The organism is Phytobacter sp. MRY16-398, assembly GCF_003925915.1.
Classification (GTDB): Bacteria; Pseudomonadota; Gammaproteobacteria; order Enterobacterales; family Enterobacteriaceae; genus Phytobacter; species Phytobacter diazotrophicus.
Window position 1 is genome coordinate 5909302 of sequence record NZ_AP018756.1, and the last position, 9867, is coordinate 5919168.

Consider the following 9867-nt stretch of genomic DNA (forward strand, 5'->3'; position numbering starts at 1 on the left):
TTACGCCTCTCCTGTTAGGGAGAGGCGTTTACCGTTAGCGCGTAATGTTCCAGCCGCGCGCTTTCCACAATGCCGGGAGCTGCGACAGCTCGGTGAACGTGGTCACCTGCGGATGGTCGATCGGTTTGTTATGCGGATCGGCACAGAAATAAAAGACTTCCATGCCTGCAGCAATACCCGACTGTGCGCCCGCCACCGAATCATCAATCAGAATGCAGCGCGTTGTATTCACATTCAGCGCTTTTGCCGCATGGAACATCAGTTCCGGGTCGGGCTTCCAGCGTTGAATATCGTAGCCGCTGAACAGCAGATTCGGGAAATGGTGCAGAAGACCGGTTTTGCCAAGTGAATGCTCCATTTTGCTTACCGGGCCGTTAGAGACCACACAGACAGGCACGGTGACTGCATCAAGCAGCTCTTTCGCCCCCGGAATGATTTCCAGCTCGGAATCAAACAGCCGCGCCACTTCGCTGCGAAATACTGGCTCCAGTTTGGTTTTGTCCAGCGTCACGCCGTGTTCTTCGCCTGTCACCTCGATTATCTCGTAGAGTTTCATACCTTTGAAACGTTTGAACACCTCTTCAAGATCGAGCGTGATGCCAAATTCTTTAAACATATGCACATATGCGCGCGAACAGATGACTTCACTGTCTACCAGGGTGCCGTCACAGTCGAAAAATACTGCTTCAATTTGGGACATGCCGTTTCCTGTATATTGCAAGTTTATCGTTTACTTAAGGCAGATTACCCCACGCAATCGTTGCCGTATAAGCAAATTCAATGAAAAAAAGTGTGTGATAACCGTCAACATTGTCTCATTTTGGTATAGGATAGCGACGAATTTTCCCTCCTTGTTCGGAAATTGATAATGAGCCAACAACACACTACCCAGGCGTCGAGCCAAGGGTTGCTTGAGCGCGTGTTTAAACTGCGTGAACATGGCACGTCGGCACGCACCGAAGTGATCGCCGGTTTCACCACGTTTTTGACGATGGTCTACATCGTTTTTGTTAACCCGCAGATTTTGGGTGTCGCCGGGATGGACACCAGTGCGGTCTTCGTCACCACCTGTCTGATTGCCGCGTTCGGCAGTATCCTGATGGGTCTGTTTGCTAACCTGCCGGTTGCACTGGCACCCGCGATGGGCCTGAACGCCTTCTTCGCGTTTGTGGTAGTGGGCGCGATGGGACTGTCCTGGCAAATTGGGATGGGCGCGATTTTCTGGGGTGCGGTAGGTCTGCTGTTGCTGACTATTTTCCGCGTTCGTTACTGGATGATTGCCAATATCCCGGTGAGCCTGCGTGTGGGCATCACCAGCGGTATTGGTCTGTTTATCGGTATGATGGGCCTGAAAAACGCCGGTGTGATTGTGCCGAACAAAGATACGCTGGTGGCCATTGGTAACCTGACGTCTCACAGCGTCCTGCTGGGTGTTCTGGGCTTCTTTATTATTGCTGTTCTGGCTTCCCGCAATATTCATGCTGCGGTACTGATTTCTATCGTCGTGACCACTCTGCTGGGCTGGATGATGGGCGATGTGCAGTATCACGGGATTATTTCCGCGCCGCCAAGCGTGGCGAGCGTAGTGGGTAATGTTGATCTGGCCGGGTCGTTCAACATTGGCCTGGCAGGCGTTATCTTCTCCTTTATGCTGGTTAACCTCTTTGACTCCTCCGGTACCCTGCTTGGTGTGACCGACAAAGCGGGTCTGGTTGATGAGAACGGTAAATTCCCGCGCATGAAGCAGGCGCTGTATGTCGACAGTATCTCTTCCGTGGCGGGTTCGTTCATCGGTACCTCTTCGGTGACCGCGTATATCGAATCCTCATCCGGTGTCTCTGTTGGTGGCCGCACAGGTCTGACTGCTGTTGTCGTCGGCATCCTGTTCCTGTTGGTTATCTTCCTGTCGCCGCTGGCCGGAATGGTTCCTGCCTATGCTGCTGCGGGCGCGCTGATTTATGTTGGCGTTCTGATGACATCCAGCCTTTCTCGCGTGAAGTGGGATGATCTGACCGAAGCGGTCCCGGCGTTTATTACTGCCGTGATGATGCCGTTCAGCTTCTCAATTACCGAAGGGATCGCGCTGGGCTTTATCTCTTACTGTGTGATGAAGCTGTTCACTGGGCGTCTGCGTGAACTCAGCCCTTGTGTGGTTGTGGTTGCGGTGCTCTTCGTGCTGAAAATCGTCTTTATCGACGCCAAATAAGCAGTAAGCCCTTTTCGAAGAAAAGGGCTTTAGTGTTTGCTCCCTCTCCCCGTGGGCTGAGAGATCCCCAGTAATATGGTCAGTTCACCATGACCATATTACTGTACTCTTTACCTAACATTTTCAGTGCATTAGCGATATTCAGCCGCCTTAGTATTCCGGGCTCATGCCGCAGAACCTCAACCGCCAGCCTCACATAAGACAGGATCCTTTTGTCTTTTATACTGTTTGCCTGATAGCGCAGGTGGCGCTGCTTTTTCTCCGCCAGATACCCTGCCAGCCACATCACCAGACTCGCCATGGCCGCCACGACGCTCAGTACCGCCAGACGTCCATTGCCCTGGCTGCGGCTCAGCCTCAGTCCGAACCCGAAGCGCGGGCTTTTTTCATCCCGGAAGTTCTGCTCTATCTGCATCCGGCGACTGTACAGCGTCATTATCTGTGCTGGCTCCATACCTGCCACATTGCTGAACAGCAGCCACGGCTCCTGTGCGCTGCGACGATGCTCTCTCTGCGTTTTTGGCATTCCCCCTTTGCCGTGACGGCCTGCTCCCGGGCGTTTCTGCAGATAAAAGTGACCGTAACAGGGCGTGCGGGGTTTCCGGGCCAGGACGCCATAACCCACTCTTACCGGGTATTCGCCGGCATGAAGGTCGCTGATTTTCATCCAGCGTGTATCGCCGTCCATCCGGAAGCACACGAGCCCTCTGACCCGACCGACGAAGGACCAGCCCAGCAGACTGATGTGACGGAACCAGTCGGTGCGAAAGCCGGCATCGGTAATAATCGTGACCGCTTTTTCCGGCGGAACAGCCGCATGGAGGCGGTCGAGGAAGGCGCACTGTATCCTGCTGTTCTGGGCGAGTTCAGCCGGAACGACTTCGCTCATCAGCGGAAGTGAGCGGCCGTTACAGACCAGACTTGCGCGCAGCAGATGCCAGTTTTTATCAGGCCATCCGGTCCAGTCGACAGCAATAACGCAGAACGGCATGAGGGAGGTAATGGCACGGGTGAGCTGCATCTGGATACGGGGAAGGTCGCGGTGAAGGGCGGAGTTACCGAGGGCACGGTCGACCCGTTTGATTTTATTTTTGACGTGAGCGGAACCGGGAAGGGAGCGTCCGAGACTGGTCAGGGTGAGTTCAGCACCGTTGCAGAGCGCAACAGCCATGGAAGTGAGGACATTAATGCGGAAAGAATGAATCCCGCGTAAAGACGAGGAAAAGAATTTCTGGCACACTGTCTTTAAAGGCACGATGAGGTCTCTTCTGATTTGTTAGCGCAACCAGTAGATCACACTTCATCGTGCCTTTCACTTTTTCTGGGGATTCCTCAGCCCCGTGGGAGAGGGCCTGGGTGAGGGCATCAGCCCGCACTTCGCTTACGCTTTTACCCGCTGAATATAGTCGCCAAAGGCCGTCAACTGCCCGGTCAGATGATCGAGCGTGCTTTGATCCACCACTTCTCCCGTCTGCTGATCGACTTTGCTTTGAATCACGCCGCCCATAAATTCTGGCTTGTTCATTACCATGGCATCAAGGAAGACCAGGATTTGCCGCAGGTGATACTGGCAACGCGCGCCGCCAATCGCGCCCATTGAACTGGTCTGGATAAGCACCGGTTTACCGGACAGCGGCTGTTCAGGAAGACGTGAGAGCCAGTCAATGGCGTTTTTCAGCCCACCGGGTACGGAATAGTTATATTCCGGGGTCACAATGACCACACCGTCCGCTTCGCGAATCTGTTGTGCAATCTCTTCGATACGGGCGGGAAAACCCTCTTCCTGCTGCAAATCGGCGTCATACAGCGGAATGTCACCGATGGACGGCAAAGGTAAGACCTCCATGCCCGCCGGGGCCAGTTTGGGTAGCGTCCGCGCAACCATCGCGTTAAACGATCCTTTACGCAAACTACCCAGTAACGTCACAACGTTAAGTGATGCAGACATAATGACTCCTTGCGATCGGGTCAGTTAATAATAAGGGCTTTTTCTGCTGGCAAACTGGTGAAACGCATCAGGCGGGAGAGGGGATCGTTCGCGCGTGTCTGCACGTCTGGCAGAAAGCGCCACCCATTTTTGCTGTCAAACTCCCAGATCTTGAGGCTCTCGATGGCCGGCGTCACCGCAACCGACCAGATCAAGACATCCTCAGCATCACATAAAACTTCGACCTGAGCCAGTTGGGGAACGCGCAGTCGTCCGGCGCCAGGTAGCAGTTGCAACATGCCGGGGGAATCCTGCATTTGATTGAGAAGCTTAAGCACGCTTTGTCTCAGGGTTGAGAGCTGCGCCTGTGCTTCGTTGGGATCGTTCTGGTTGTTGATCCAGAGCTGTTCGTTGCTGCTGAACTGCCAGGATTTTTGTGCATGGGGGCTGTGAAAACTGCGGGTGGCGCGCTGTAACTCCATGTCCAGACCACACTCGCCTTCGGTAGTGATCGCCACGCCAACCATATTTCCGGCGTATGCCAGAGAGAAATGTGGCAGGCCAGGATCGGAAAATTTCGGGCGTCCGCTGGATTCAATTATGATGTCCGGGAGTTCGCTGATGCCATAAAGCATAAACATCATTTCAGCGAGCAGTGCCCGTGAAGCCAGATAACGCGACTGCTGGTGTTCAGGAAGTTGCCGGGCGCTGTTATGACAGGCCTGGGAGAGCCGCGTTGAAACTAAACATCCCTCTGAGAGGATCCCTCGTGCAAAATGCGTTGCCATTTTCCCTCCGTGATAATGGTCTGATGCAGGAAACGATAATCAACATTATCGCGCATACCGCATAGGTTTTAATGCGGAAAAACGCTGATGAAAAGGCCAATCAGGCCACATTTACAATAAATTTAGTCAATATGTGCCCATCTACATATTTCCTGCACAATTCATTCAATCGGCAGCACGCGTGTCCAGTTGTAATTCACCTGAGCCAGTTTCAGAGTCCCTTCTACGCTGCCGTAGCGTTGCTGGCGATTTGCGAGGTAAAAGTGCCGTAATGATGGGGGCAGGTATTGTGCCTGATAACGTAATAGCGTTGTGTGCCAGAATGGCGGTGGTAGTGGGGTATGCGCATGGCGGTCAATCAGGTGATTGCGCCAGGGGGAGGCCAGTAGCGCGTCGCAAAATTGCTGGCGTGCCTGTTGGCTTTTTTCATCAGGAATACCAGCCAGCAAAATCTGACCCGGTAGCGCAACCAGCCGCAGCTCATTTATGTGAACGGTATGTTGCCGCCAGCGCTGCCAGAGCGTCAGTAAAGAGGCCATATTCTCAGGCGGCTCTGCGGCGCTATAAAGCGGCAGCGTGATCGGGAGAAAGGTAAAGTGCAGGCCGTCGGCGGGCATGACATCGGCCAGCGTATCATCGCTCACCCGTATCGCAAGCTGCTGGCGCAGCGAGGCGACGGCAGTGGGAAGAGGTGGCTGAATCCCGCTCGCCAGCGCCAGTTTGTGCGGGTCGTAATAAGCTTGTTGCATGATCTCGCCGCAATCAGGCGCCTTCTGCCAGGCGACCAGCGTGCGTTCACTGGTCGCTTCGTAGAGGGCGGACAGGGCATCGGCCGTCTGGCTCATTTACCGATACAGAAGCTGGAGAAAATACGGCCCAGCAGATCGTCGGAGGTAAACTCACCGGTGATCTCACTCAATGCCTGCTGTGCCAGTCTCAGCTCTTCTGCCAGCAGTTCACCTGCCCAGGCACCCAGTAGCTGCGCTTTACCCTGTTCAAGGTGACTGGCGGCGTCTGAGAGCGCCTGCAGATGGCGACGACGTGCCAGGAAGCCGCCTTCCATATTGGTATCAAAGCCCATGCTCTGCTTGAGATGATTACGCAACTCATCCACGCCTTCGCCAGTACGTGCCGACAGGCGGATAAGTGAGTGACCATTTACATCGCTGATGCCCGGCGTTTCACCGGTCACATCCGCTTTGTTACGCACCACGGTAATGGGCAATTTGGCGGGCAGACGTGCAATAAAGTCCGGCCAGATATCCGCCGGGTCAACGGCGCTGGTGGTAGTGCCATCCACCATAAACAGTACGCGGTCTGCCTGTTCAATCTCCTGCCAGGCACGTTCAATGCCGATACGCTCAACTTCGTCGCTGGCATCGCGCAGCCCGGCGGTGTCGATGATGTGCAGCGGCATACCATCAATGTGGATATGCTCGCGCAGAACGTCGCGGGTAGTGCCGGCGATGTCGGTCACGATCGCCGCCTCACGGCCTGCCAGTGCGTTCAGCAGGCTCGATTTCCCGGCGTTTGGACGCCCGGCAATCACTACCTTCATCCCTTCGCGCAGCAGGCTGCCCTGGCGCGCTTCGGCGCGCACGGCATCCAGATCGCCCATCACGCTGTTAAGCTGAGCTTCAATTTTGCCGTCAGACAAGAAGTCGATTTCCTCATCCGGGAAATCAATGGCCGCTTCCACGTAGATACGCAGGTGAGTGAGTGCTTCCACAAGGTGATTAATGCGTGCGGAAAACGCCCCCTGCAGCGAGTTCAGCGCCGAGCGTGCCGCCTGTTCTGAACTGGCGTCAATCAGATCGGCAATGGCTTCCGCCTGGGCTAAATCGAGTTTGTCATTGAGGAATGCTCGTTCGGAGAACTCTCCCGGTTTCGCAATGCGTACGCCCGGAAGTGTCAGAATACGTTTGAGCAGCAGATCGAGGATCACCGGGCCGCCGTGGCCCTGCAGTTCCAGCACGTCTTCGCCAGTGAATGAATTCGGGCCCGGAAACCACAGCGCAATGCCCTGATCTAACGCGGTGCCGTCGGCATCCCTAAACGGCAGATAGTCGGCGTAGCGCGGTTTTGGCAGCTTACCCAGCACGGCTTGCGCGACATCACGCGCGTTGAGGCCGGAAATACGCAGGATACCAACGCCACCGCGTCCCGGTGGGGTAGCCTGGGCGACGATCGTGTCGTTATGGCTCATGATATGTCTCATTGAATCCCAATAAAAAGGGCGGTCATGAGACCGCCCTGTCATTACTATTCTGATTACCGGGTGGCGCTACGCTTACCCGGCCTTCACCGAATCAGGAGCTTTTCTTCTCGCGGCTATGCAGCCCACGTTTCTCCAGACCACGGTAAATCAGCTGCTGCTGAATAATGGTCACCAGGTTGCTGACGATATAGTACAGCACCAGACCTGACGGGAACCACAGGAAGAACACCGTGAAGATGACCGGCATAAAGGTCATGATCTTCTGCTGCATCGGGTCGGCCACGGTGGTCGGAGACATCTTCTGAATGAAGAACATCGTCACGCCCATCAGGATCGGCAGGATGTAGTACGGGTCTTGTGCAGACAGGTCATGGATCCACAGGGCGAACGGCGCATGGCGCAATTCAACGGAACCCATCAGCATGTAGTACAGCGCAAGGAAGATTGGCATCTGGATAACCAGCGGGAAGCAACCACCCAGCGGGTTAACTTTCTCTGCTTTGTACAGCGCCATCATTTCCTGGCTCTGACGCTGCTTGTCATCGCCCAGACGCTCACGCATTGCCGCAATCTTCGGCTGCAGCATACGCATTTTCGCCATGGAGGTGTACTGCGCTTTAGTCAGCGGGTACATGATGCCACGAACGATAAAGGTAATTGCGATGATGGAGAAGCCCCAGTTACCCAGGAAGCTGTGGATCCATTTCAGCAGTTTGAACAGCGGCTGAGAGATAAACCACAGCCAGCCGTAATCCACGGTCAGATCCAGGTGCGGCGCAACGGCAGCCATTTTATCCTGAATTTCCGGGCCGACCCACAGGGTGCTGCCCAGCGTACTGGTTTGACCCGGCTGAACCAGAACCGGTTCAGATTTATAACCGATAGCGGCAATACCGTTGCCCAGGTTCGCCGTGTAGAAGTTATTGGTGCCTTCGTTACGCGGAACCCATGCGGTAGCGAAATACTGCTGCAGCATGGAGACCCAACCGCCTTTTGCGCTGACGTTCAGGTTTTCGTTATCGGCGATGGTGTCAAATTTGTATTTTTCATACTTCGCGTCCGGCGTGGAGTACGCAGCGCCACGGAAAGTATGCAATGCAAAGTTGCTGCTGCCGGTGTCGCGGTGCGACGGCAGATTGATGGACTGTTTCAACTGACCGAAAGTAGCGACTTCCAGCGGTTTCTCGCCGGCGTTCTGCACGTTGTAACCTACGTTCACCGCATATTCACCGCGTTTCAGGGTGAAGGTTTTGGTGAAGGTGTTACCAGCAGCATCGGTATAGGTCAGCGGAATGGCCAGTTCGTTCTGGCCATCAGCCAGCACAAACGCATCTTTTTCGCTGTTGTACAGAGGACGTGGGCCGTTCGCCGGATTATCCGGGCCGTCGCGACCGGTCAGACCGCTCTGCGCCTGATAGATAAACTGCGGGGTCGTTTCCAGTAACTGGAACGGCTCGCTGGAACCCAGCTCTTTCGGATAACCCAAAAGCTGTGCCTGCTCGACATCACCACCACGGGTGTTGATAGTCAATTCCAGCACGTCGGTTTTAACCGTAATCAGTTTCCCCTGGCCACTGGCTGGTACGCCCTGGTCGGCTGCGCTACCCGCTGCGGTGGTCGTAGTCTGCGTGGTCTGCTGCTGAGGCTGAGGATTTTTATCCTGCTCCCAGGCTTGCCAGATCATGAAAGACACGAACAACAAAGCGATGACAAAAAGATTGCGTTGCGAATCCATCGTTAGTGTTCTCTGGTATTAAAGGGTCCTGGCGGGACGGGGTCGTCTCCACCCGGGTGTAAAGGGTGGCATTTTAATACGCGTTTCACTGTCAACCAACTGCCTTTTATCACTCCAAACCTGCGCAATGCCTCAATTCCATAGCGAGAGCATGACGGGTTGAAACGGCAACGCGGCCCGAGTAGCGGACTAATCAGGATTTGATAGACCCGAATCAGGCCTATCAGGAGCCGAGTGCCAGGCGACAATGGCGGCGCCATAATTTTTCCAACGCTTCCGAAAGAGCACGGTTATCGAGGTCAGCAACCCCCTTTTTCGCCACTACCACGAAATCCATTGCGGGAAGTTCATGTTGACGCAAACGAAAACTTTCACGCGTCAGACGTTTAATCCGGTTGCGTTCATGTGCGCGTTTGACGTTTTTCTTAGCGACGGTAAGACCGATACGGGGATGCCCCAGCGAATTCAGGCGGCCGAGGATGGTGATTTGCGGCGTGCCAGCCCGTTGTGGCTGCTGGAAGACGAAAGTGAAATGACTGGGAGTTAACAAACGTAACTCCCTGGGAAATGCGAGCTTAACCACTCAGGGTTAGCTTTATTACTTGGAAACGGTCAGACGTGCGCGGCCTTTAGCGCGACGACGAGCCAGAACCTGGCGACCATTTTTAGTAGCCATACGAGCACGGAAGCCGTGAGAACGGTTGCGCTTCAGTACGGACGGTTGAAAAGTGCGTTTCATGGCGATTTCTACCTAAACTTGAATAAATTCAATGGCTTTTTTGGATACCCGAACGAATATCATACGACGGACGCCGAAGCCATGGGTGATTAAAGAGGCCGGATTGTAATAATTGTACACTCCGGAGTCAATTCTCTTTCCTTATAACACGCTTATTTTTGCACAGTTTCGCGTAAAAAATAAGCAGTGCTCGACGACTAAAAACGAGCAAAGCACGCCGGGTGGTGGATTATACGGCCTGGCGGGCAAAGCGC

At 54.5% G+C, this 9867-nt stretch carries 11 protein-coding genes; 1 reads left to right on the forward strand and 10 read right to left on the reverse strand.

Translation table 11 applies throughout. The features are described from left to right. Window positions 1-34: 34 nt before the first annotated feature. Window positions 35-700 carry a 6-phosphogluconate phosphatase gene (gene yieH, locus MRY16398_RS28870; RefSeq protein WP_039080018.1) on the reverse strand — a complete coding sequence of 222 codons (666 nt, stop codon included), beginning with the start codon at window positions 698-700 and terminating at the stop codon, window positions 35-37. Between the two features lie 168 nt (window positions 701-868). Here yieH and MRY16398_RS28875 point away from each other — a divergent pair, with 168 nt between their 5' ends. Further along, window positions 869-2206, forward strand: a complete 1338-nt coding sequence (locus tag MRY16398_RS28875) for an NCS2 family permease (RefSeq protein WP_107222686.1) — start codon at window positions 869-871, stop codon at window positions 2204-2206. 79 nt (window positions 2207-2285) lie between these two features. Here the strand turns inward: MRY16398_RS28875 and MRY16398_RS28880 are convergent, their stop codons facing one another. The 9 genes from MRY16398_RS28880 to rpmH form a co-directional block, all read right to left on the reverse strand. Continuing rightward, entirely contained in the window at window positions 2286-3461 is a 1176-nt protein-coding gene (locus MRY16398_RS28880) for an IS4 family transposase (RefSeq protein ID WP_125124097.1), read from the reverse strand. 126 nt (window positions 3462-3587) lie between these two features. Continuing rightward, entirely contained in the window at window positions 3588-4154 is a 567-nt protein-coding gene (locus tag MRY16398_RS28885) for an NADPH-dependent FMN reductase (RefSeq protein WP_071195141.1), read from the reverse strand. A 20-nt stretch (window positions 4155-4174) separates the two neighbouring features. After that, window positions 4175-4921 carry a 4'-phosphopantetheinyl transferase family protein gene (locus MRY16398_RS28890; protein WP_071195140.1) on the reverse strand — a complete coding sequence of 249 codons (747 nt, stop codon included), beginning with the start codon at window positions 4919-4921 and terminating at the stop codon, window positions 4175-4177. A gap of 161 nt (window positions 4922-5082) precedes the next feature. Then, the gene (locus MRY16398_RS28895; protein ID WP_125125612.1) at window positions 5083-5766 is read right to left on the reverse strand and encodes a hypothetical protein; all 684 of its coding nucleotides are present in this window, start codon (window positions 5764-5766) and stop codon (window positions 5083-5085) included. Next, window positions 5763-7127 (reverse strand): tRNA uridine-5-carboxymethylaminomethyl(34) synthesis GTPase MnmE, encoded by a 1365-nt coding sequence (gene mnmE / locus MRY16398_RS28900; RefSeq protein ID WP_079496848.1) that lies wholly within the window; start codon window positions 7125-7127, stop codon window positions 5763-5765. The genes MRY16398_RS28895 and mnmE overlap by 4 nt, the downstream gene beginning before the upstream one ends. A 103-nt stretch (window positions 7128-7230) precedes the next feature. Continuing rightward, the gene (gene yidC, locus MRY16398_RS28905; RefSeq protein WP_039080024.1) at window positions 7231-8874 is read right to left on the reverse strand and encodes a membrane protein insertase YidC; all 1644 of its coding nucleotides are present in this window, start codon (window positions 8872-8874) and stop codon (window positions 7231-7233) included. 2 nt (window positions 8875-8876) lie between these two features. Then, window positions 8877-9134, reverse strand: coding sequence for a membrane protein insertion efficiency factor YidD (gene yidD / locus MRY16398_RS28910; protein WP_072039764.1), 258 nt, complete (start codon window positions 9132-9134; stop codon window positions 8877-8879). Further along, window positions 9098-9457 carry a ribonuclease P protein component gene (gene rnpA / locus MRY16398_RS28915; protein ID WP_071195137.1) on the reverse strand — a complete coding sequence of 120 codons (360 nt, stop codon included), beginning with the start codon at window positions 9455-9457 and terminating at the stop codon, window positions 9098-9100. Before rnpA ends, yidD begins: the two co-directional genes overlap by 37 nt. A gap of 15 nt (window positions 9458-9472) precedes the next feature. Next, complete coding sequence (gene rpmH / locus MRY16398_RS28920; RefSeq protein ID WP_000831330.1) at window positions 9473-9613, reverse strand: 50S ribosomal protein L34; 141 nt, start codon at window positions 9611-9613, stop codon at window positions 9473-9475. Between the last annotated feature and the right edge of the window lie 254 nt (window positions 9614-9867).